Origin of the sequence: Proteiniborus ethanoligenes, assembly GCF_900107485.1 — a bacterium.
GTDB classification, from domain to species: Bacteria; Bacillota; Clostridia; order Tissierellales; family Proteiniboraceae; genus Proteiniborus; species Proteiniborus ethanoligenes.
Genome location: NZ_FNQE01000007.1, coordinates 62,272 through 87,142 on the forward strand (window position 1 = coordinate 62,272; position 24,871 = coordinate 87,142).

Annotated in this window: 20 protein-coding genes and 1 other annotated feature; of the genes, 3 read left to right on the forward strand and 17 right to left on the reverse strand. The window is 33.6% G+C overall.

Going from position 1 to position 24,871, the window contains the following annotated elements:
- Positions 1–63: 63 nt before the first annotated feature.
- From BLV37_RS04230 to BLV37_RS04290, 13 genes are all read right to left on the reverse strand, one after another.
- On the reverse strand, positions 64–1,428 hold the full coding sequence (locus BLV37_RS04230) for an alanine/glycine:cation symporter family protein (protein ID WP_091727746.1): 1,365 nt from the start codon (positions 1,426–1,428) through the stop codon (positions 64–66).
- A 102-nt stretch (positions 1,429–1,530) separates the two neighbouring features.
- Positions 1,531–2,991, reverse strand: a complete 1,461-nt coding sequence (locus tag BLV37_RS04235) for a 4Fe-4S dicluster domain-containing protein (RefSeq protein WP_091727748.1) — start codon at positions 2,989–2,991, stop codon at positions 1,531–1,533.
- Between the two features lie 25 nt (positions 2,992–3,016).
- Positions 3,017–4,192 (reverse strand): SpoIIE family protein phosphatase, encoded by a 1,176-nt coding sequence (locus BLV37_RS04240; RefSeq protein WP_091727751.1) that lies wholly within the window; start codon positions 4,190–4,192, stop codon positions 3,017–3,019.
- A complete protein-coding gene (locus BLV37_RS04245) occupies positions 4,192–5,910 on the reverse strand; it encodes a [Fe-Fe] hydrogenase large subunit C-terminal domain-containing protein (protein ID WP_091727754.1) in 1,719 nt (572 codons plus the stop codon). The genes BLV37_RS04240 and BLV37_RS04245 overlap by 1 nt, the downstream gene beginning before the upstream one ends.
- Before the next feature lies 1 nt (position 5,911).
- Positions 5,912–6,157 (reverse strand): (2Fe-2S) ferredoxin domain-containing protein, encoded by a 246-nt coding sequence (locus BLV37_RS04250; protein WP_091727756.1) that lies wholly within the window; start codon positions 6,155–6,157, stop codon positions 5,912–5,914.
- A gap of 344 nt (positions 6,158–6,501) precedes the next feature.
- Positions 6,502–7,359 (reverse strand): DegV family protein, encoded by an 858-nt coding sequence (locus BLV37_RS04255; RefSeq protein WP_091727758.1) that lies wholly within the window; start codon positions 7,357–7,359, stop codon positions 6,502–6,504.
- Positions 7,360–7,750: 391 nt separating this feature from the next.
- Positions 7,751–8,908: an anti-sigma factor domain-containing protein gene (locus BLV37_RS04260; protein WP_176967869.1), complete on the reverse strand. Its 1,158-nt coding sequence runs from the start codon at positions 8,906–8,908 to the stop codon at positions 7,751–7,753.
- Between the two features lie 4 nt (positions 8,909–8,912).
- Positions 8,913–9,620, reverse strand: coding sequence for an RNA polymerase sigma-I factor (gene sigI, locus BLV37_RS04265; protein WP_091727763.1), 708 nt, complete (start codon positions 9,618–9,620; stop codon positions 8,913–8,915).
- Positions 9,621–9,876: 256 nt separating this feature from the next.
- Entirely contained in the window at positions 9,877–14,148 is a 4,272-nt protein-coding gene (locus tag BLV37_RS04270) for a 2-hydroxyacyl-CoA dehydratase (protein WP_091727766.1), read from the reverse strand.
- A gap of 42 nt (positions 14,149–14,190) precedes the next feature.
- Positions 14,191–14,901 (reverse strand): 16S rRNA (uracil(1498)-N(3))-methyltransferase, encoded by a 711-nt coding sequence (locus BLV37_RS04275; protein ID WP_091727769.1) that lies wholly within the window; start codon positions 14,899–14,901, stop codon positions 14,191–14,193.
- 141 nt (positions 14,902–15,042) lie between these two features.
- Entirely contained in the window at positions 15,043–16,953 is a 1,911-nt protein-coding gene (thrS, locus tag BLV37_RS04280; RefSeq protein WP_091727771.1) for a threonine--tRNA ligase, read from the reverse strand.
- Between the two features lie 73 nt (positions 16,954–17,026).
- Positions 17,027–17,256, reverse strand: a binding site (T-box leader).
- A gap of 57 nt (positions 17,257–17,313) precedes the next feature.
- A complete protein-coding gene (locus BLV37_RS04285; protein WP_091727774.1) occupies positions 17,314–18,042 on the reverse strand; it encodes a YetF domain-containing protein in 729 nt (242 codons plus the stop codon).
- A 339-nt stretch (positions 18,043–18,381) separates the two neighbouring features.
- Entirely contained in the window at positions 18,382–19,563 is a 1,182-nt protein-coding gene (locus tag BLV37_RS04290) for a S1C family serine protease (RefSeq protein ID WP_091727777.1), read from the reverse strand.
- Between the two features lie 237 nt (positions 19,564–19,800).
- Between BLV37_RS04290 and BLV37_RS04295 the strand changes: the two genes are divergently transcribed.
- Together BLV37_RS04295 and BLV37_RS04300 are read left to right on the forward strand one after the other, a co-directional pair.
- The gene (locus BLV37_RS04295; RefSeq protein WP_091727780.1) at positions 19,801–20,937 is read left to right on the forward strand and encodes a cation:proton antiporter; all 1,137 of its coding nucleotides are present in this window, start codon (positions 19,801–19,803) and stop codon (positions 20,935–20,937) included.
- Positions 20,938–21,026: 89 nt separating this feature from the next.
- Positions 21,027–21,404, forward strand: coding sequence for a P-II family nitrogen regulator (locus tag BLV37_RS04300; protein ID WP_091727783.1), 378 nt, complete (start codon positions 21,027–21,029; stop codon positions 21,402–21,404).
- Positions 21,405–21,449: 45 nt separating this feature from the next.
- Here BLV37_RS04300 and BLV37_RS04305 read toward each other — a convergent pair whose 3' ends face one another.
- The 3 genes from BLV37_RS04305 to BLV37_RS15280 form a co-directional block, all read right to left on the reverse strand.
- Complete coding sequence (locus BLV37_RS04305; protein ID WP_091727785.1) at positions 21,450–22,868, reverse strand: HAMP domain-containing sensor histidine kinase; 1,419 nt, start codon at positions 22,866–22,868, stop codon at positions 21,450–21,452.
- The gene (locus BLV37_RS04310; protein WP_091727788.1) at positions 22,861–23,562 is read right to left on the reverse strand and encodes a response regulator transcription factor; all 702 of its coding nucleotides are present in this window, start codon (positions 23,560–23,562) and stop codon (positions 22,861–22,863) included. The genes BLV37_RS04305 and BLV37_RS04310 overlap by 8 nt, the downstream gene beginning before the upstream one ends.
- Before the next feature lie 140 nt (positions 23,563–23,702).
- Positions 23,703–23,915, reverse strand: a complete 213-nt coding sequence (locus BLV37_RS15280) for a hypothetical protein (RefSeq protein WP_244270464.1) — start codon at positions 23,913–23,915, stop codon at positions 23,703–23,705.
- On the opposite strand from BLV37_RS15280, the gene BLV37_RS04315 reads away from it, so the two are divergent.
- Positions 23,884–24,507 carry a ZIP family metal transporter gene (locus BLV37_RS04315; protein ID WP_244270465.1) on the forward strand — a complete coding sequence of 208 codons (624 nt, stop codon included), beginning with the start codon at positions 23,884–23,886 and terminating at the stop codon, positions 24,505–24,507. The two genes, BLV37_RS15280 and BLV37_RS04315, sit on opposite strands and share 32 nt — an antisense overlap.
- Positions 24,508–24,650: 143 nt before the next feature.
- Here the strand turns inward: BLV37_RS04315 and BLV37_RS04320 are convergent, their stop codons facing one another.
- Positions 24,651–24,821, reverse strand: a complete 171-nt coding sequence (locus BLV37_RS04320; protein WP_091727793.1) for a Spo0E family sporulation regulatory protein-aspartic acid phosphatase — start codon at positions 24,819–24,821, stop codon at positions 24,651–24,653.
- Positions 24,822–24,871 lie beyond the last annotated feature (50 nt).

The window sequence follows — 24,871 nt, forward strand, 5'->3', positions numbered from 1 at the left end:
GCATTTAAAAAAGGGGAACTAAGACAATTATATATTTAAAAGTATATGGAATAAGCTATTTCTTTACCTAAGTCTTTTTTCATATTTCTCTATATACTCATTTAAGGATTTTACAACAAGGGATGATAATCCTATTAAGCCTATAAGGTTCGGGATTACCATAAGGGCGTTAAACATATCTGCTAAGTTCCAAACAAGCTCTACTTCTAGTGTGGCTCCTATAATTATTCCTGCTAAAACTAAAATTCTATAATATTTAATCCCTTTGTTACCGAATAGATATTTTATATTTTGTTCTCCAAAAAAATACCAGCCTATTATAGTAGAAAAAGCAAAGAAAAACAAACAGACTGCTATAAATTGAATACCAAAGTTACTAGTAATACCACTTAAGCCTACACGAAAGCCTTCCTGTGTCAGTGCAGCACCTGTTAAGCCTGAGCCTAGCACCCCTGTAGTTAATACAACTAAAGCTGTAATAGTACACACTATTCCAGTATCTACTATTACTCCAATTATAGATACTAATCCTTGCTGTACTGGATGCTCTACTTTTGCTACTGCATGAGCATGAGGAGTTGAGCCCATGCCTGCTTCATTTGAAAATAAGCCTCTGGCTATTCCATATCTAAGACTTTCCTTTACTGTTACTCCTATTAGACCGCCAGTAGCAGCTCTTGGGTTAAAAGCACCATAGATTATCATCTTTAGTGCTGGTAAAAGCATGTTTATATTAATGAATACTATTACTAATCCTCCTAGTATATATAGAGCTGCCATTATAGGTACTACCTTCTCTGTAAATGAACCTATACGCCCTATTCCTCCTATGAAAATCAATCCTGCTAATATTGCTATCCCTATTCCTATAACTATAGCAGGTACTCTAGGAGCTGCATTTATTATTGCTGTAGCTATTGAATTTGATTGCACAATATTTCCCATTATTCCAAGAGCAATAATTATAGTAACTGCAAAAAATCCTGCTAAAAATTTATTTTTTAATCCTTTACTTATGTAGTATGCTGGTCCTCCGGTAAGGACACCATCCTTACTTTCATTAAACAGCTGTGCTAATACTGCTTCTGCAAATATAGTTCCCATACCTAAGAAGCCGCTTACCCACATCCAAAATATAGCCCCAGGCCCTCCTGAAGCTATAGCTGTGGCAACTCCAGCAAGATTTCCTGTACCTACTTGAGCAGCTATTGCTGTTGTAAGGGACTGAAATGAAGACAGGCCCTCTGCATCTGATTTGTTTTCTCCTTTGCCAAATATCTCTTTTATTGCTGTTCCTAGCTTTGTCACCTGTAAAAATCTTAGTCTTATGGTGAACATCAAGCCTGTTCCTAATAATATAAACATCATTATTGGTCCCCACAAGACTCCATTTATTTTATTAACAATATTCATTATAGTTGCAGTCATATATTTGCCTCCTAATTTAATTTGTTATCATTAGTTTTTCTATAAAGGGCAAATGAACATATTTTCCTTTTGTTCATGCCCTTTTAGTTTTGTAATATATATTTATATATTTCTTTCGAGTTGTAGATTATTCATATGGAAAATTCTCAAACTGTCATTAACTCCTTTTTCTATTGCAAGCTTTCCGTATTTATCAACTTCATTTCTATCCTTCGGACCGTGATGAAGCGAAGCAGCACCACCAATACATCCTCCTACACAAGCCATACCCTCGATAAAATTTGCATCTAGCTTGTTTGCTCTGGCCATTTTCAATGACCTATCACATTCCTTTATCCCATCACAGCTTACAGGCTTGTAGACTACATTAACATTATCCTCTTCTATTACATGTCTAACTGCTTCTGAAAGTCCACCTGTTCTAGCAAAAATTCTTCCGTAAAAGGAGGCATTATCAAGTACTTCTTCACTACAATACTCAATCTTTATTTCAGCTGCATCTAGCATTGCAGCTAATTCTTCAAATGTCATGACAAAATCTACGCTTCCTATTAAATCTTTTTGCTTTATTTCCATCTTCTTCGCTGTGCATGGCCCTATAAAAACTACTTTTGCATTTTTATGGGTGTTTTTAATTAGCCTTGCAGTTGCTATCATTGGTGACACAGAATTAGATATTTTATCTTCAAGCATAGGGTAGTTTTTTTTGATATAGGAGACAAAGGCAGGACAGCATGAGCTTGTCATGATTTTTTGAACTTCTATGTTTTGTGCAAATTCATGTGCTTCATGTTTTGCCACTATATCTGCGCCTAGAGCAGCTTCTATTATGCTATGAAATCCTAGTTTTTTTATCCCATTTACTACCTGTCCAATTTTAGCATATGTAAACTGACTTGATATTGAAGGAGCTATAACTGCATATACTATAGTATTATTATCTTTTTTGGCTTCTTTAAGTAGCTCTATTATATCTACTATACTGGATTTATCAGCTATTGCTCCAAATGGACACTGATATACGCATGCTCCACACTGTATACATTTCTCATTATCTATAACAGCTTTTTTATCCTCGCTAATTGATAGCGCAGAAGCAGGACATACTCTTTTGCAGGGACGCATTACATCTGAAATAGCATTGTATGGGCAGGCTTCTTTACATTTTCCACATTCTATGCATTTGTTTTGATTTATATACGCTCTTTGTCCTGTAATATATATTGCATCAACAGGACATGCATCCTGGCACCTATGGGCTAAACAGCCTCTGCAGGCTTCTGTCACCACAAAGCGATTGATTGGACACCCGTCACAAGCAGATGAGATTACTTCTATTACATTATCATTAGTTTTATCTCCACCTAAAGCTATCCTTACTCTATCAGCAGTAATAGCTCTTTCTTTATGTATACAGCATCTGGTTCTTGGTTCTGGCCCTGGGTCTATCATTTCTGAAATGCTGTCTATACCTTCATTTAATTTTCCTTCCATTGCTAGCTTTGATACTTCTCTAAGAACTTCATATTTAATAAGCTGAACCTGATTTTCAAATTTTCTCACTCAAGTCTCCTCCTCTGTTGCAGTTTTAGATGTGATTGATTTTTACCTTTTTACCCATACTTTCCATTAATACTGATAATTCATTTACTACATTAAGCTTTATACTCAAGTCTACTGGTAAGCTAGGGTTTTGGTGAGCTGGGTTAATAGCCTTCCCCACCCAAAGATTTAAATGTGTACAATCATCTATAAGCATTTTAGCTATACGTGACGCTCCATCTACTCCATTCAAATTATAAATGGTATCCTTGCTGTTAGAATTACCTACATATTTTTTTATTTTTTCTACTACCTTGCTAAGGGTTAGGACTCCTTCAGTTACTAAATCTATTCCATTTATCCTTGCCATAGGAGGAACATCTACTGTCATTGTATCTAAATCTACTTGAATTTCACGATTCAGCTCTCTGCCTACTATTTTTGCTGCTGTTCCTCCACAAACTATTTTTTTACCCTCACCCTTCATGAATTCATGTACTAATTTACAGTCATTTTCTTGATTTTCTGGTGGTCCCGTAAATAAATCTATTATTTCAGAAGGTCTTATTTTTATAGTAACTACTGTTGTATCATCCCCTGGTTTGCTAGCATACAAGCATTTACAAGTATCTATAAGATTTTTTGATATAGCCTTAGCACTCTTGTTAATTTTAATTTGCTTCTTAAGATAATCCGATACATTGTCTCTTTGCCATCCTAAGTTCAATATTCCTCCTACGCCTGCGTGTATTACTCCATCGCTAACTAGAGTTAATACATCTCCCTCTTCTAGCTTCACATAGCTTTCCATTATTTTCTTGTCGTTTATTATAGTTTCTTTTTTTTCAATTATCTTTTCCTTATTATCTCTAATAAAAAATATAGGTGGATTGTCATATTCAATCATATGTGCGGTTCTATCATTTTGTATTTTAATTATTCCAAAAGTCGAATATGCAAGTTTTCTTACATTGCATACTGGTAAGGTGTTTGCTATCGTGTCTACTGTTTCTGATATGCTAACTCCTTCCTTTAACAGAGTCCCTGCTATTTTAGTTGTCATAGTAGCTAGTATATTTGCCTTTACTCCACTTCCTAGTCCGTCAGCAAGTACTACGATGATACCATTGTCAGTATTTATGACTTCTACCTTATCTCCACAAAGTTCTTCTCCATATTTATTTAAACTGTCATACGAAACATCTATGAAGTAATCACTCATTATATATCACCTGCTCCATCTAAAGCTATATCTTTCAGTTTAGTTAATATAACCTTAGTTTCTGCTGTAGTCTCACCTAATAAGCTTGCTATCTCCTGAGCTACTCTCATTTGCTTTTCTATTACCTCTTGTGCAGCATTTAATGTTTTTTCTTTTACTCTAACTAGCTGTTCCTTGTTTTTTTCTGCTAAGGTAACATCTGTCATTATTACCATTAAAATTTTTTCCTTCTCTAAGTATGTTGTGCTAACTATTAAAACTAAATCATATTCAGAATATATTACCTTGTGTCCTATTAAATTATCCTTTTTAAATACAACGTTTTTAAAAATATTATCATCTATTATGCTTGATATTGGTTTCCCTTTTATAGCTTCAGCACTTACTCTGAAAGCTTTTTCTGATTTTGGATTAAATTCTTTTACACAGAGCTCTTCATCCAGAAGAAATATAATATTAGGACTATTTTCAAAAATAACATTTCTCAAACTTTCCGCTTCTGCCCTCATAAATGGTAAGCACATATTCACATCAGACATTCCTTCAAATACTGACTCTGCTTTTTCTCTACAAGAAAGATATCCGCATGCATTGCAATTTAACTCATCTTCAGGTTTGTGTTTCCCCATTTTGGCTAGTATTCCCCTTAATTCCTCTTCTGTAGCAGTTTTCCTATATGCCTTTCTATTAAAGAATCTCTTAGAAAAATCAATATTTGAGTAATTGTATTCTATTTCCTCTTGGGTATAAGTTTTCTTTTTATCTACATATTTCTTTATTTTATCCTTTCTAACAAAATAATTAGTATTATCCTTGGGCATTCCTGGTCCATCTATACAGCTACTGTTGCATATATTTAACTCAGCAAATATACCTGTAATATTATTGTTAATTAGACAATCTAAGAATTCCCTACATCCTTCTACGCCATTTATTTTCATAAGCTCATAATTGTTTTTGATAAAGCCATTTTCTTCAAATAAGCTACCTTTTGTAGGAAACGAGCTTCCTCTCTTATATGAAACATGATTAAAGGGTTGAGGCCGAAGGTCTTTTAGTATTATGTTCTCCTCTTTCAGCCAATCTGTTAAATCTTCAAATGTTAAAACAAAATCTATTATACCACTATGCTGAAATTCTTCTGCCTCCATTTTTTTTGCAAGACATGGACCTATGAAAACTACTACGCTGTCCATTCCATAGCTGTGCTTTAACAGCTTACCATGGGCAACCATTGGTGATACTACTGGTATCATATATTTAGTCAGGGGAGGATAATATTTCTCAATAAAGTTGTTAACGGAAGGACAGCTAGTAGTGATTAGATTTGCGTACTTACCTTCGTCGTAGTATTTTTTATAATAATCTATCACTATTTCTGCACCGATAGCTGTTTCTTCCACCATTTCAAAACCAAGTAATTTTAAAGCTGTTACTATTTGGTGTTCATCATTCATATTGAATGCTCCAGCAAATGATGGTGCCAAGCTTGCTATTACTCTCCTGTTACTTTGTATTGCTTCCTTTACTTGATTTATGCTACTTTTAATATGCAAGGCATCCTTTTGGCATACAACCTGACATTTTCCACATGAAATGCACAAATCATCAACTATTTCAGCATGATCCTCTAAAATTGTTATGGCTTTTGAAGGACAAGTTCTTAAGCATCTATAGCAGTTGTTACAGTTTTCTCTAGAAAAATTAATAAATTTCATTTTATAGCCTCCTAACTACATGCTGTTCAAAAAACTCTTCTACTGATTCCTCCCCTACTGATATTACTTTATCGTCATCAATCTTTACAGAAACAGCTTTTGTGCACTCCCCTAAACAGAATGCGGCCTTTACTGCTATTTTATCTTCTAACTTCCTGTTTTCGATAATCTGCTGTAGTCCTTTTATAACATTATAAGCTCCTTTAAGATGACATGCGCTTCCTATACAAATATTTATATTTATCATGATTAACCTCCTTCGTTATTTTTTTAACAATTGTAGATGTGCGTTATTCTTGATTTTAATTTATAAATCTTCTTGCTTAGATAAATTTAATACATTGAGTATACCATATTGTTATTTTTTTATCAAAACTCCTTTTTATTATTATTTTCCTTATGAGCATGTATTTCACCTGTTTATAATATAATCACATCAACAATTATTACAAAAATTTTAGAAAAATAAAGACTTCTTTGTTTTAAGGTTCACAAAGAAGTCTTTGCCTGAATTATGTAAAATTTAAACTTGCATATTTATTTATAAAGGCTTTGGAGTGTTTCTCTTAGGAAATTTTTTTATCCTTTTTTCTACTCCATTTTGTTTAAGAAGAACAAGGACAATGTGCCTGGGCCTGAATGTGCTCCTACGGCACAGCCTATAGTGCCTATAACAAAATCAGTACATTTAAATCTTTCCTCTATCATTTCCTTTGCTTTTATAGCGACTTCTAGGTCATCCCCATGGGTAATACCTATTGTTTGTCTGCTTAAGTCTACTCCTCGTTCTTCTATTATCTCCATCATTCTTTTTAATACCTTGTTTCTTCCTCTAATCTTCTCTATAGGAACTAGCTTTCCATCTTCCACATGCAATATAGGCTTAATGTTTAGTAAGGTCCCCACAAAGGCAGAAGTTTTACTTACTCTTCCTCCTCTATAAAGATATTCTAAGTCATCTACTGTAAAAATGTGTTCCATGTGTTCAGAATAAAATTCTGCTGTTTTTACTATTTCCTCCTTTGGTAAGCCCTCCATAACCATCTGTGCTGCCTTTAATACTACTAATCCAAAGCCACCAGAAGCACATTTTGTATCTATTATAGTAATATCAAAATCTGGGTAATCTTCTAGTACCTCATTTTTAGCCATAAGCGAAGACTGATATGTACCTGATAGCCCTGATGAAAATGCTATATATATACAGGCCTCACCGTTTTTAGCATACTCTTCAAATTTTTCTTTGAACATTTGAGGGGGGATTTGTGCAGTTGTATAAACCTTCCCTTCACGCATGTTATTATAAAGCTCTTCTGGCTTTAATGTCTCTCCATCCCTGTATTCCTCATCTCCTAGGTAAACCAATATTGGCAATACGTCTATACCAAACCTTTTAATTATTTCAGGTGATAAATCACAAGCACTATCAGTTATAATTCTAGTATTCATTAATTCCTCCTCCTATCTATTTCATTCTACACTATTATATTATAATATACTTTCCTACAATATGTAAATCTAAACAATTTACATATTGTAGGAATATATCTTTATCATTTAAAATAGATTATAATACGGAATAATGTACCCTAGTAAATGTATATGAGGGGTGATGCTATGGCTAAGATTTTCTTCATAAGAAAAAAGGTATTATACGGTGTAATTGCCATTGTTGTTTTTCTTGTGGCATTGGCAATTATTATGTCAATGCTATAAACCCTACACAATATAAACCAATATATACTTCAGAAAAGCCCTAGCTTGTGCCAGGGCTTGAGTTTGTGAAAATATTCATATTTTTTTAAAGCTTTCTAGCGAGCTTTTTTTAATTCCTTATTTCTTAATCATCATCATCGTCATCGTCATCGTCATCGTCATCGTCATCATCATCGTCATCATCATCATAATTCTTTCTTTTAGAGTCTTCTTGTTTATCCTTGTTAATTTCCTTTTCTTTTTCTCTTATTTCTTTCTCTTTTTCTTTTAATTCTTTTTCTCTATCCTTTATTTCTTTTTCTTTATCCTTATCAGATTTTTCTTTACTCTTGCCTTTTTTTTCTTTGTCATCATCATCGTCATCATCGTCATCATCGTCATCATCGTCATCGTCGTCATTGTCTTGCTTCTTCTTATTATTATCTTTTTTATCCTTTTCCTCTTTTTTTATCCTTTCCTTTTCTTCTTTCTCAATCTCTTTTTCAATTTTCTTGATATATTTTTCCTGTTCTTTTATTTGCTTTTCATCTTTTTTGTCAAGGTTTTCTTGTTCTTTTAACTCTTCCTTTGCTTTATTTATCATGCTCATTATTTCCTTTACTGATTTATCTTTAATTTCGTCTTGTGATAAGTTCTGATTTACACTTTTAGCTTTTTCTATTAAGCTTAATCTTCCAGGAGATATATTATTCTTTTTAGCATCTTCATAGGTTTTCTTATCACTTTTAATAACTACTACCTCTGCCTCAATTGATGAATTTCTCATATGGTTCTCTATCTTTTCATATACAGCCTTCTCATTTATACTGCTACCCTTTTCCGTTATAGTAATTAAAACGGTGTTTATTTCATTATTTTTTATATACTTTTCTTCAACTGCTCTGTCTATGACTTTATTTACTACTGCTTGTATGTGCTTATTCTTATAATCATTTACTTCAACTATTAGATCTTCTCCGGCCCCATTGAGACCTTTTATGCTAATTACTCTTTTATATAAATTATATGAAAGCTCTACGCTTGGGTTGATATCTACGTCTACATAGCCATGAACCATGTAGTGTCCAAGTATTCCATATCCCCCTGTAAAAAATAATATTATTGCAGCGGCTATTGAGGCTATTTTTCTATAGGCTCCAAAATTGTTTTCTCTAATAACTCCTGTTTCTATTTCTTGTCCAATTTCAACTGATTGACTATAATTTTGGACTTCTAAAAACTGACCATCTTCAGTCAATATAATTAATCCATTATTGTTTTTCTCCATTACTATACCTCGCACAATATCACCTCCAGTTTGCATATTCTTTTATGTAAGTATAATCACCTTTCATAGCTACTATTAATGCTATTATATATATTCGACCTCTTTCTATTTTTTTTCGGTGTATCTTAGTAAAATCTTCAATTTCTTTTATTGGCAGCCTTTTTTTAGACAATAGGAAATCAAAAAGCTTCTGGTTTTCTATAATAATCCTTGCAATTTCTTTATAAAGCTCTCTCAGCTTTTCCTGCTTTGGTGATGCCTTTACTAAATCATTAAATTCTATTTCCCAACCCTTTAATTCCTCCTTATATTGGAGTATTTCAAACCTTCTAGCTTCATTTTCCTCCTTAGCCTTATGTTCTTCTACTGACTTAATCATTCCAATGTCTATAATATTTTCATCATCCTGCTGGCTAACCATCTCTAGTGAAACTAAATTTCCTTCTCTTTTAGTTTTTCTATAATAATCTATCATCCTAAGATTGATAACATGCTTTGCAAAGCTTAAAAATTTTCCCTTTGTTCTATTATAAGATTCTATTGCCTCTTTAAAAGCTAGCATACCTATAGTCAGCTCGTCATCATGTCCATATTTTAAAAAGCCTCCTGTTCTTTTTTGAACAGCATTTGCTATAAAGGGCTTGTATTCTTCTATCAATTTATTCATTTCTTCTGGATTAGTTTTGGCTTCTTCTACTCTATCCTCTAGAGTGTTGTTAAAAAGCATTGTACCACCTCTTTTTATGGGTATCATTTATACATTCGAAGATATTAGTATAATATTAAGGTATTTGGTTAACATATGTCTTCTGTCTAATATAATAATATAATCTTATCATAATTAGTTTAACCTAATAGCTGGTTTATGTAAATCCGTGGTCCTCGATATGGTGAAATTTGGGGTTCTTTTCCCATGCTTTGAATAGGAATAGGGGCTGGTATATGTACCCGCCCCTATTAGTTATAACAAAGTCTCAATTGTTTTAATAAGTATAAGCAGCCTCTTCTTGAGCTTTTTTTACTTCTTCTTTTTCAAGATTTCTTACTGCTACCGACAGCATTAGCTTTATACGATTTAGCTGATTTACTTCACTAGCACCTGGATCATAGTCTATAGCCGCAATATTTGACTGTGGATAGGCTCTTCTCAATTCTTTTATCATGCCCTTACCTGTTATATGGTTTGGAAGACAAGCAAAAGGCTGCAAGCATACTATATTAGGAACCCCACTGTTTATTAGTTCTACCATTTCAGCAGTTAAAAACCAGCCTTCTCCTGTTTGGTTACATAAGGATAAGTGTTTCTCAGCGCTTTCTGCTAATTCCTCTATTGATACTGGTGGTGTAAATCTTTTGCTATTCATTAAAGCCTTTTTCATGTCCTTTCTATAGAACTCTATTGCCTCTACTGATAAACTACCAAGAAGTGATGATTTAAAGCTCCCAGATAGCTCTTTATATCTTACTTTACTGTTCAAAGCATTGTATAGAAAAAAGTCTATTAAATCTGGAACTACCGCTTCTGCACCTTCTGCTTCAAGTATGCCTACTATATCATTGTTTGCAGTTGGATGGAATTTAACTAATATCTCTCCTACTACACCAACCTTAGGCTTAATCATGTTTTCATGAATTTCTAAGCTGTCAAAGTCACTTACTATGCTATAAATGTTTTCCTTAAACTCCTTAAACTTGCCTTTTTCAAGAGTTTCCATACATCTATCGGCCCAATATTGGTAAAGTCTATCGGCAGAGCCTTTTACCTTTTCATAAGGTCTTACCTTGTAAAGAACTCTCATCAATAAGTCTCCATATACTAGACCCATCATTAGACTATTTAGCATTGGAATAGTTATCTTAAAGCCAGGATTTTTCTCAAGTCCAATAGCATTAAATGAAATTACGGGTACATGCTCCATTCCTGCATCCTTTAATGCTTTTCTTATAAAGGCAATGTAATTTGTAGCTCTACAGCCTCCTCCTGTTTGAGATATAATAACAGAAGTATTGTTTATGTCATATTTTCCAGACTTTAATGCTTCCATTATCTGTCCAACAGTTATAATAGATGGATAGCAAGCATCATTGTGAACATATCTTAAGCCTTCATCTATGGCTTTTTTATCTACTGATGGTAATATTTCGATATTATAGCCCGCTTTTCTAAATCCAGTCTGTAAGAACTGAAAATGAATAGGAGACATTTGAGGTGACAAAATAGTATGATTCTCCTTCATTTCTTCAGTAAATATGACCCTTTTAGACATACTATATAGCTCCTCAGGCTGGAAATCTCTTTTTTCTCTTTCTCCAATAGCGGCCATTAGTGAACGGATACGTATCCTAACTGCTCCTAGGTTGTTTATTTCATCTATTTTTATTACAGTATATATTTTGCCAAATCTCTCTAATATTTCTTGTACCTGATCAGTAGTTACAGCATCTAATCCACAGCCAAAGGAATTAAGCTGGACTAATTCTATGTTTTTTTGTTTAGCTACATATGTGGCTGCTCTATACATTCTTGAATGATATACCCACTGATCTACCACTCTAGTTGGTCTCTCTACTTCATCTAGATGACATATTGCATCCTCTGAGAGAACTGCAAAGCCATAGGATTTTATCATTTCTGGTATACCATGATTTATCTCTGGATCTATATGATAAGGGCGACCAGCAAGCAATATGCCTTTAATGTTATGCTTATTTATATATTCAATTGCTTCCTCGCCTTTCCTTCTAACATCCTCTTTATATCTTTCAAGCTCAGTATATGCTTTATCTACAGCATGAGATATTTCACTCTTGCTTAAGCCTTCTATCCCTAGCCTCTCATATATTCTTTTCTTAAGCCTATTAGAATTATCTATAGGCATAAATGGATGGTAAAAAGTAATTCCTTCGCTTCTGACCTCATCTACATTTGCATATATGGTTTCTGGGTATGAGGTTACTATAGGACAGTTATAGTGGTTACCAGCAGTTTCATCCTCTATTACATTGTGTGCTATACATGGATAAAATATCTTTTTTACGCCTTTATTTATTAAGTCTGTTATATGTCCATGAACTAGCTTACCTGGATAGCAAACTGATTCTGATGGTATAGTTTCCATACCTAGCTCGTATATTTTTTTAGTAGAACGACCAGATAACACTACTCTATAGCCTAGCTCCGTAAAGAATGTAAACCAGAATGGATAATCTTCATACATATTTAACACCCTAGGTATACCTATAGTTCCTCTAGGTGCTTCTTCTGTCTTTAAGGGCTTATAGCTAAAAAGTCTTTTATATTTATATTCATAAAGATTAGGTACATCATTCTCTAATTTTTCAATACCTGCTCCTCTTTCACATCTATTTCCTGAAATATATTCTCGTCCATCTGAAAAATGGTTTATTGTAAGCAAACAGTGATTACCACAAAACTCACATCTTCTCATAGAAGTTTCAGAGGTAAATCTATTTAATTCTTCCTTCATCAAAAGCTTTGTTTTATATCCATTTTTGTATCTGTCCTTTGCTATTAAAGCAGCACCAAAAGCCCCCATAATACCTGCTATATCTGGTCTTACAACCTCTTTTCCTGCTATAAGCTCCATGGCTCTAAGAACTGCTTCATTGTAGAAGGTTCCCCCTTGAACTACAATCTTTTCTCCTAAATCATCAGCACTTCTAAGTCTGATTACCTTATATAATGCATTTTTAATTACTGATACAGATATTCCAGCAGATATGTCACTAACTTCTGCTCCTTCTTTTTGTGCTTGCTTGACCCTAGAATTCATAAATACTGTACATCGTGTCCCTAGGTCTACAGGATTTCTAGCCTTTATACCCTCCATAGCAAAATCCTTTACATCCATGTTCAAAGAATTTGCAAAGGTCTCTATAAATGAGCCACATCCTGAAGAACACGCTTCATTAAGCATAATAGAGTCTATGACGCCATCATGGATTTTTAAACTCTTCATGTCCTGGCCACCTATATCTAGTACAAAGTCCACACCAGGCTGAAAAAATTCTGCTGCTTTATAGTGTGCCACTGTTTCAATCTCACCAATATCTATTTTTAAAGCAGATTTTATTAAATGCTCCCCATAACCAGTTACTGCCGAATTAACAACCTTTATATTATTGTTCAAATTCCCGTACAAATCCTTTAAAGCCTCCATAGTTGATTGAAGTGGGCTACCCATGTTGCTTCCATAAAAGGAATATAACAAGCCTCCATCTCCATCTATTAGAGCTACCTTTGTTGTTGTAGAGCCTGCATCTATGCCTAAATATGCATTGCCACTATAGCTTTCTATAGATACTCTCTTTACCTTATGCGCACTATGTCGCTCTTTAAAATCATTGTATTCCCTTTCATCTTTAAATAGTGGAGTCAAAATATTTTCTTCGTCTACATCTAATCTGTTTATGTCTGGTATTCTTTCGTATAAGCACTCAAAGGGTATTTCTTCTTCATTTCTTGAAGTCAAAGCCGCACCCATAGCTACATAGTATTGAGAATCATCAGGAAATATAATGCTGTCTTTTTCTAAGTGTAGTGTTTCTACAAACCTATTTCTTAGCTCTGACATAAAGTAAAGAGGTCCTCCTAGAAATGCTACATTTCCTTTTATTGGCTTACCTTGTGCTAAGCCGCTTATAGTTTGATTTACTACAGCTTGAAGTACAGATGCAGCTATATCTTCTTTAGAAGCTCCCTCGTTTAATAGTGGTTGTATATCGGTTTTAGCAAATACGCCACATCTGGATGCAACAGGATATATGGTTCTATGATTTTTTGCAAGCTCATTTAAGCCTTCTGCATCTGTCTGCAAAAGAGCTGCCATTTGATCTATAAAAGCACCTGTCCCACCTGCACAGGTTCCATTCATTCTTTGCTCTATGGAATCCCCTAAGTAAGTTATTTTAGCATCTTCTCCACCTAATTCTATTGCCACATCTGTATAGGGAATATAACTTTCTATAGTGTTTGTACAAGCTATAACCTCTTGAATAAATGGAACGGCTAATTTTTTGGAAATAGAAAGTCCCCCGGAACCTGTAATCATCATTGTAATTTTATTTTTCCCAAATATCGCCTTAGCTTCCTCAAGCATAGAAATTACTGTGTTTTTTATATCAGAGAAATGTCTTAAGTATTTTTTATACAATACATTAGCTCTTTCATCTAATACAACCATCTTTACTGTAGTTGAACCTATGTCTAGTCCAACATTTAATACCCTATTCATATAGTATTTACCTCCGCATGTCATGTGAAGTTTTATATAAGCTTATTTACAAAGTCTACCTAATATTACTGGTATTGAAGTCTCTACTCTCAATATTCTTTCACCTAAACTAACTGCTTCAAATCCATGTGCCTTTAACATGTCTATTTCATAAGGAATAAATCCTCCTTCCGGTCCTATGGCTAAGGTTATAGGCTCATTAATATTTTTAGGACATTTCCTTTCTGCTACTGGGTGAGCTACTAATGCTTTTGTTCCCTTGATTATATGGGAGACCCTATCCTCTACAAAGGGTTTGAATAGCTTTATAATCTCTATACTGGGAAGTACAGTATCTTTGCCCTGCTCAAGTCCTAGTACCATATTTTCAAATAGAGCTTCTTCTTTTAGCACAGGACTACTCCAAAAGCTTTTTTCTACTCTCCAGGTTTTAATTATATATATTTTTTTTATCCCCATAGTAGTCACATCTTGTATTATCCTTTTAAGTGCTTTAGGCCTAGGCATAGCAAGTATTAGCTGAACATTCAATGATGGCGGGCTTTCTTCTTTTAGCTCTATTTCCATTTCCATCTCTTTATCATTTAGGAAAGTGATAAGCCCTTGTCCTATTTTCCCGTTTAACAGTCCTACTCTTAATGTATCTCCTACACTTGCCCTATGAACAGATAGTACATGGTTCAATCTACGGTCTTTTAAGCATACTTTATTTTCGCTAATAAAATCTTTTTCAAATAATATTATCAGGTTCATGTAGAGTTTCCTTTCAAATTTTTTTGACGAGTTCTTACCTATATATATAGTCTCATATATTGTACCACTTAATATTGTTGTAAACAATACCCTTTGATTTTTCTTTATGAATAACTAAAGCGGCCAAAATGGCCGCTTTAGTTATTTTTTATCTTCTATTTCTTTTATTATTCTATCTATAAAGTCTTGCACTTCCATAGAGCCTATATCTCCTTGGTCTCTAACCCTTACTGAAACCGAATTATTCTCAGCCTCTTTTTCTCCTACTATTAGCATATATGGAGTTTTAGCAAGCTGTGCTTCTCTTATTTTGAACCCTATCTTTTCTGCCCTATCATCTACTTCTACTCTTACATCCTTTTCTTCAAGCTTTTTCTGAATACTATAAGCATATTCATTAAATTTATCTGATATAGGTAGTATGCTTACTTGAACTGGTGATATCCATACAGGGAACTTCCCTGCATAATGCTCTATTAAGACTCCAATAAATCTTTCCATGCTTCCCAATATAGTTCTATGAATCATTACAGGTCTATGCTTTTCATTATCCTGACCTATATATGTCAAGTCAAATCTTTCAGGCATCTGGAAGTCTAATTGTATAGTAGCGCATTGCCATGTACGGCCTATGCTATCTTCTAAGTGGAAGTCTATCTTCGGACCATAAAACGCTCCATCACCTTCATTGATTATATATTCAATACCTTTCTCTTCTAAGGCTTCTCTTAAATTGTTTGTAGCTCTTTCCCATTGCTCTTCTGTTCCCATTGAATTCTCTGGTCTTGTGGAAAGCTCTACATGATATTTAAATCCAAACACCTGATACATATAATCAGCTAAATCTATTACTTTTATTAGTTCTTCCTTTACCTGCTCTGGCAGCATGAATAGGTGAGCATCATCCTGAATAAAGGTCCTTACTCTCATAAGTCCATGTAATGCTCCTGCTAGCTCATGTCGATGAACCTGGCCTAGCTCTGCCCATCTTAACGGAAGGTCTCTGTAGCTATACATCTTTGATTTATATATTAGCATTGCTCCTGGACAGTTCATAGGCTTAATAGCATACTCACCTTCATCAATTTTTGTGAAGTACATGTTTTCTTTGTAATGATCCCAGTGACCTGATTGATGCCAAAGCTGTTCATTTAGTATAAGGGGAGTCTTGACCTCTCCATAGCCTCTCTTAACATGCTCTTTCTTCCAAAAGTCCTGTATAGTATTCCATAGTATCATTCCTTTTGGGTGGAAAAATGGAAACCCAGGTCCTTCTCCATGCATGCTAAATAAATCTAGCTCTCTGCCTAGCTTTCTATGATCTCTTTTCTTTGCTTCTTCAAGAAATTCTAGATATGCATCTAAATCCTTCTGTTTTTCAAAGGATGTTCCATAAATTCTTTGAAGCATAGGTCTTTTTTCGTCACCTCTCCAATATGCTCCTGCTATGCTTGTAAGCTTAATAGCCTTTACTTTCTTGGTGCTTTGAAGATGTGGCCCTTTACAAAGGTCAACAAAATCTCCTTGCTGATAGAAGGAAATAACTGAGTCTTCTGGTAAGTCCTCTATTAATTCTACTTTGTATATTTCTCCCTCTTTTTTTACGTACTCTAATGCTTCATTTCTCGGAAGAACAAATTTCTTTATCTCTAAATCTTCCTTTGCTATTTTTGCCATTTCTGTTTCAATTAGTTCTAAATCCTCTGGAGTAAATCTATGCTCTACATCTATGTCATAGTAAAAGCCATCCTTAATAGCAGGGCCAATAGCTAACTTAGCATCTGGAAAAAGTCTTTTAACTGCTTGAGCTAGCATGTGAGCACTTGTATGTCTAAATACTTCACGACCACCCTCGTCTTCAAATTTTAACAATTGTATATTTGAATCTTCATTTACTTTATCCTCTAGTCCAAATAATTCACCATTTACTTCTGCTCCTAATACTACTCTTGCAAGACCCTCACTTATATCCCTTGCAATGTCTACTATCTTTACTCCTCTTTCGTACTGTCTAATAGAACCATCGGGTAATGTAATATTTATCTTTGACATTTCAAAACCTCCTTATAATTATTTAATCCTATTTTTAAATTTAAATAAAAAGCTCTCACTCCTAGATATCTTATCTAGGGGCGAGAGCTTAATCCCACGGTACCACCCTAATTAGGATTTTATATTATATAAAATCCCACTCAAGTAATTGTAACGTTATCAACGGAAATCCTTATCCAGAAATACTGGTTTCAGATACAACTCAAGGGTAGTTTTCAATTAGACTAATCTAAGGTGCTTCCAGCCACGGCAACCTCTCTCTTTCGATCGTTCCTAATTTACTCGTCCTGTCATTGCTTTAAATTTGAATTTTATTACATTATAGTTTTATTTTATAATTTTGTCAAGGAAATTATCTAGCTAAACACCTTTATTATTCTCACTCATATCTATTTTTTCTGATAGATTATCTTCAAATTTATCTACATATACTTTCCTATTATAGTCCATGCTTGCATACATTACTTCATCAATCCTTTTCACACCATGCTTCTTTAATTCGTTTAACAATGCTTTACCATCCATTTTCATTTTACTTAGATTTTCATATATTATTTGTCCTCCTATGACTAGTTCAGTGGGTATTGCTTCAAGGCTAGGTTTAAGATTCAAATCACCTATAGTTACATTTCTTTTATCTCCTCTTTTTATTATGCTTAATCCCCCATTTATTTCTAGAAGCCCATATTGAACTTCATCTGGAGAAAAGCATCCTGATTGTCTTAGGAGTACATTAAGCTCATCCATATGATATCTGGTTCGTCTTAGATTTTTTTCTAATATTTTCCCATTTTGAATAACTAGTACAGGCTCTCCTTCTAAAACCTTACTTATGCTTCTACTTTTCATAGTTATATATGACACAAGAAATGTCAAGGCTGCAAATAGAACAAGACCAACCAAATGCTGCCAGGTTCTTTGTTCCGTATCTGTAGCTAATGCAGCAGCAATAGAACCAAAAGTAATCCCATTTATGTATTCATGAAAGGTTAATTGCGATACCTGCTGTCTTCCCAGTATTCTAGCTAAATATAAGATAGAAAAGAATGCCAGTAGGGTTTGCACTACTACTTCTATAAAGGTTTTCATAGATTTTCAGCTCCTGATAAAGATGTTATAGTTGTTAGCTGTGGTTCTGAGACGGGAGGTATAAGCTTTTGTTATTTATATTTTGCTCTTATATTGCTAATACTATTCTAAATAAACATTTTCATAAGAGGAGATATTTATGAGAAGATTAATTTTTGAAGTTGTTTTTTCACTGGCTTTTATTGTTGTAGGCTATTTAATACTTTATATATTAAATAAAAAAGAGTTAATATGAAAAAATACAATAGAAATATTGCTTATTCACTTATGCTATTTGCAATATATTTCTATTGTATTTATTATGTTGTAATTATATTATCAGAATAGCTTATGGGGATTCTATTCTGTAGGGGGCATAATATCTAGTGTTACATCAATATCCATATACTTGCCATCTCTATATATAGTTAGTCTAATCACGTCTTCTGCCTTGTGATTTTCAATAATATGTGATAAATCCTCTATATTCTCTATTTTTTCTTCATCTATCTTAATGATTACGTCATTAGGCTTTAATCCAGCCTTTTCAGCAGGGCTTCCAAAATATACTCTTCCTATATAGACTCCAACAGGGAGGTTATATTGTTTAGATATGGATTCTGTAATATTTGAAATACCTATACCTATCCAAGGCCTTTTAACATATCCATTTTGCATTAGCTCGTTTATTATAGGTAATGCATCATTAATTGGGATTGCAAATCCCATGCCTTCAATTTCTGGTGATGAAAGCTTCACGCTATTTATTCCAATAACTTCACCATTTTGATTAACTAATGCTCCACCACTGTTTCCAGGGTTAATAGCTGCATCAGTTTGTATAAGCTTCATTTTCTTCTCTCCTACATTTAGAGAACGATTCAATGCACTTATTATACCTGCAGTTACTGAACCAGAAAATTCTTCACCTGCGGGGTTGCCTATGGCAACTGCTAGCTCTCCTACTCTCAGCTTATCTGAATCTCCAATTTTAGCAGCTGGAAGGTTTTTAGCCTCAACTTTTACTACTGCTAGGTCGGTTTTTAAATCCTGGCCTAAAACTTTGCCTTTATACTCTGTGCCATCATTTAGTATAACTATTAGCTCTGTAGCACCATCTATAACATGCTGATTTGTAATTATATATCCATCTTGTCTGTAAATGATTCCTGAGCCTGTGCCTTTGTCCACTTGAAGTATTTCATAGCCTCTATTGACATTTACTTTGTTTTTAATCATGACTATTGAAGGAAGAACTTCTTCTGCCACATTCACTACAGGACTAGTATACCATTGGCTAGCTACTGGTTGCCCTTCAGAAGTATTAGTAATGCTGGTATTATTCTGTGAAGATGCTGCTTCTACAGGCTTCGTAATATCCATAGGCTGAGTTTGTAGTATACCGTAAGTAAAGGCCCCTCCTATAATTACTCCAATAAGTATGGAAAGGAGAATAATATTTATCAATCTGCTTCTTTTATATTTCTTTTCGTATTTCTTTCCGTAATCATCCATATTAAAATTTGGGTTAAAGTTGTCCATATTAAATAACCTCCTTTAAATATTGTCTTTGTTTAAATCTTACCCTTCTTTAATTATATTATAGACATAAAGTTTTAATAAAATATGAATAAATTGTAAACTTTTTTCCTACAAGTATTTACAAAGCATCCCCTTAATATCTGTAGTTTGTATCCAAAGGTATTTGTATATTTATGTAGAATTTTATATAAATAACAACATAATTATTTTAGTATTATTTATTTAAGGGGTGTATTTATGTTTTTATATCAACTTGCAATAATTTTAGCTGCAGGAGCTTTCGGTGGTTATTTATGTAGGAAAATAAACCAACCAGCAGTTCTTGGCCAGCTCATTTTCGGTATTTTAATCGGTCCATCACTTTTTAAGCTGGTAGAGCCTTCGGAAACTTTTATTCATTTGGCAGACTTAGGCGTCGTACTTCTTATGTTTATTGCAGGGTTAGAAACTGATATTGATGAAATGATAAGTGCTGGCAAGTCATCTTTTATCATTGCCATGGGAGGAGTTATTGTTCCTATAGCCTTTGGCATGGGTGCTAGCTTATTATTTGGAAATGATGCTGGAGAAAGCTTTTTTATTGGTATAATACTAGCTGCTACAAGCGTAAGTATAACTGTAGAAACCTTAAGAGAGATTGATAAATTGAGAACAAAGCAAGGGATTACAATCCTTAGTGCCGCTGTAATTGATGACGTTGTTGGCATTATAATGCTATCATTAGTTGCCGGCTTTATTAGTCCAGGGGAAGGACAAAGCATTTGGTTGGTATTGGTAAAGCTAGTAGGCTTTTTCATATTAGCTTTAGTCCTAGGATTTTTAGTAGTCAAGCTGTCAAGCAAATTTTTCAGCTTCAAAAACACTACAGAACGTATAGCTGGAATAGGGTTAATATTTTGTTTGCTATTTTCATTTATTGCTGATGAAATGGGGGTTGCTGCTATAACCGGTGCTTATTTAGCTGGAATAATGATTTCTAGCACGCCCTTCAAACAAAAAATATCCTATAAAATGCAGGAGCTTTCTTATCTTCTCTTTACTCCCATATTTTTCGTTGTAACTGGTATGGAAGTAGATATAACACATATGCTAAATGACCTAGGCTTTGGAGTAGTTTTAATGGTAGCTGCAATATTAGGCAAGCTCATTGGATGTGGATTTGTAGCCAGACTTTTAAAGTTTAATAAAAGGGAATCCCTACAGATTGGCTTAGGCATGATACCTAGAGGTGAGGTTGCTTTAATTATTACGGATATTGGATTGAGACTTGGAGTAGTTCATAAGGGACTATTTGCGGCTATAATATTTATGATACTGACTACAACTATGATTAGTCCTCCACTTTTAAAGAAATCATTTGCTAAAACTAGCTAAAGACAATATACTATTTAGTATAGTATGGTCAAAAATTAGAGCTCTCTTATTCTTTATTAAACAAATATCAGCTTAAAAGAGGTGTTAGTATGTATCTTTTATTTGTAGTTTTTAATAAGCCAGAGTGCTTAAAAGAAATACTTAGAAAAATGAAGGAAATCGGCATATCTGGTGCTACAATTATTGATTCTGTTGGTGCTGGAAGACTTCGAAAAAGTATCGGCAAGGAGATACCATTAATCGGCAGTGTTATGAAGGCTTTAGATACAGATATTGCAAATAATAAAACTCTTTTTACCTTAATAGAAGGAAAAGAAAAATTAGACACTGTAATGGACGAAATCGAAAAAATATGTGGTGGAGATATGTCACAGCCAAATACAGGTATTATGTTTGCAGTACCTGTAGCTGCTGCTAGGGGCGGTAGCTTAAGTAGAATAGGTGACAAAACTGATGAAAGTAAGTAAGAAAACACTGCTTTAAGATTAAATAATCTTAGAGCAGTGTTTTTTCTACAGCTTTTCTGAAAGTCTTAATGTAAAACTAAACCTAGTTCCTTCTCCAACCTTACTTTCTACTATTATGTCTTCATTATGGCTTTTAATTATTTCCTTTACTATGGCAAGTCCAAGACCAGTTCCCTTAACTTGCCTTGATCTTGATTTGTCCCCTTTATAAAATCTCTCCCATATGTTTTTTATCTCATCATCAGGTATGCCTATTCCAGTATCTTTAATAGATATTAGGGCCTTATTATCTTTAATGCATGTATCAATGGTTAAGGTATCCTCGTTGTTCATAAATTTAACTGCATTGTCTATTAAATTAGCTATTACCTGTGAAATACTCTCTCTATCTGCAGCTACCCATAAGGGTTCTTTCTTAAACTCTATTTCTACATGGATATTCTTTTTTTCCAACCCATTGCTAAATTTCAATATATTTCTTCTGATCAATTCATTTATATTAAAGCTTTCTATATTTAGGGTATTACTTCCTGACTCCATTCTAGACAAGTCAAGAAGATTGTTTATTAACTCAGTTAGTCTATCTGTTTCTTCACAGATTATTTTAAAATATTCATCCTTTTTATTTTCAGGTAATTCTACATCCATAAGACCTTTAGTATAGCCTTTTATCAAGGTTAAGGGGGTTCTTAATTCATGAGATACATCTGCAATAAATCCTCTCCTCATGTTCTCTAGCTTACTTAGCTCTTCCGCCATGTGATTAAAGGAGCTGGCTAGTTGTCCTAGCTCATCTTTTGATTTGATAGATACTCTCTTATGAAATTCTCCTGAAGCTATTACCTTAGTTATCTGGTTTATTTCTTTTATAGGCCTTGAAATTTTTTGAGATATTGTATAAAGCATTGTTGTGGCTATAAAAAAAGATATTCCAATAGAGTAAAGTATAATTTTGTATACTTCATTAAGGGTTTCTTTAATCTCATATATTGGTGAGTGCATAAATATACCATTTTCCACTTTCCCATTTACAAATATTGGGATGCCGACTGTCATTACAGGGCTGCCAAAATACTCATCGTATCCATTTCGCTTTGTTATTACATTTCCCTTTAATACATTGATTATATCTTCTTCAGAAAGCTGTCTACCAATCCATTTTGTCTCTGACTTACTTGACACACCATAGACATATCCCATTTTATCTATAACCCATATTTTAGTGTTTAAAAATCTTTCTATAGCTTCTAGCTCCAACCCAAGTCTTTCATATGTTACTTGACCGTTAAGATATTTTACTACTGTTAAATTTAGCTTTTGCCCTTCATCAATAAGGACCTGACTTTTTTTGTCAAAGTAGTAGTTTTCAAACATTTTCATCAATGATATGCCTAATACAGCAAATATGACCACTATCACAATTAAGTATACTAATACTAGCTTTTTAAATACTGTATTAAACATTTTTTTTCACCTCAAATTTATATCCAACTCCCCACACTGTTTTTATTTCATATTTATCATCAACTGATTTAAGCTTTTCCCTAAGTCTTTTTATATGAACATCAACAGTCCTAGTCTCACCTAAATAATCGTATCCCCATATTTGTTCTATAAGCTGCTCTCGTGTAAAAAGCTTATTAGGGTTCGAGGCTAAAAAATGCAGCAGCTCCATTTCCTTTTTAGGTATACTCATAGCCTCATCATTTATTTTTATACTATAGTCATTCATATCTATCATAAGAGATGGGAATATGATTTTCCCCTCATCTCTATGTTTCTTCGGAGAGGTTCTCCTTAAAACAGCTCTTATTCTGGCAATAAGCTCCTCTGGCTCAAAGGGCTTTACTATATAGTCGTCTGCCCCTAATCTAAGACCTAATACCTTATCAAAGGTATCTCCTTTTGCAGTAAGCATGATTATAGGTACATGGCTTATTTTTTTTATTTCTCTGCATATATCATAACCATCTATTTTAGGCAGCATTATATCAAGTATGACCATGTCTGGCATCTCTTCTGCAAATTTACTAAGAGCAGCTTCACCATCATGAGCCTTGACTACACTAAACATTTCTTTTTTTAAAAACATCTCTATCATATTGCATATCTCAATATCATCATCAACGACTAATACTTTATAAAGGTTATTAGGCATATCACCAGCTCCTTTCAATATCTATTTAAATATTATCAAATTATATTATAATTGTGAACTTTTTGATATAATGTTTAAGTATAGGGAATAAAAGAATTATAAGGATATTATTATGTTCTGATTCATATTTCAGTAATTAACTACATAAGAAAGGGGAATTGTATTACAAAATTTATTAATTCTGAAAATGTTATAATCATTGGTATTATCACTAGCATATTAGCAGGATTTTCTACTGGAATAGGGGCTATTCCTATTTTCTTTACTAAAAATGTATCCTCTAAAACCTTAGATACTATGCTAGGTTTTGCAGCAGGGGTAATGCTTGCTGCTACGTCATTTTCTTTAATCATACCTGCTATTGAAGCTGGTGGCGGGGGTATCAAGGGTGCTGGTATTACTGCAATAGGAATAATTCTTGGAGGAATGTTCTTAGATTTTGCAGATAAGCACTCTCCTCATGTGCATCTTTTAGATAAGCGTGAAGAAGGAAATAAATCTTCTTTAGCAAGAATGTGGCTATTTATTATAGCTATAACTATTCATAACTTTCCTGAGGGCTTAGCAGTAGGTGTAGGGTTTGGTGATGAGAATGTATCTAATGGTATTATTCTTGCTATTGGTATAACTCTTCAAAACCTTCCTGAAGGCTTAGCAGTAGCACTGGCTCTAGTAAGAGAGAAATATTCTACAAAAAAAGCCTTTACTATTGCCTTGCTAACTGGCTTAGTAGAGCCTATAGGAGCCTTCATAGGGCTGATGCTTGTAAATATTGCAAGACCTTTATTACCTCTTATATTGGCCTTTGCAGCTGGTGCAATGCTGTTCGTTATTAGTGACGAGGTTATACCCGAAACTCATAAAAATGGCTATGAAAGACAGGCTACCTATGGAGTTCTTATTGGGTTTGTAATAATGATGTTTTTAGATGTTGTACTGGGATAACTATATTGAATAAGAAAAACTATTTTACTACAAAGATAAGCTCTTTGGACTGTTATACATCCAAAGAGCTTTTGTTTTTTATTGTGGCATTTATATAGGAATTATATAATTTTATTTTTAAGTAAAAATCTTAAATTTGCAAATTAGTTTGCTTGATTTTTATAAACATAAAATTCATATATAAGCTTGTCCAATTCAAGGCTTAGTTCTAGGGCCTTAGATTTGTTAACATTTTCGCTTTCTAAAAACTTATTCAATTCATCCTGTTTTTTTATAATCAAATCTTTTAAATTATCAAAACGCTCCTTGTTCATGAACAATCACTTCCTTATAATAAAATAGAAAACAAAGGCTAAATATAGCT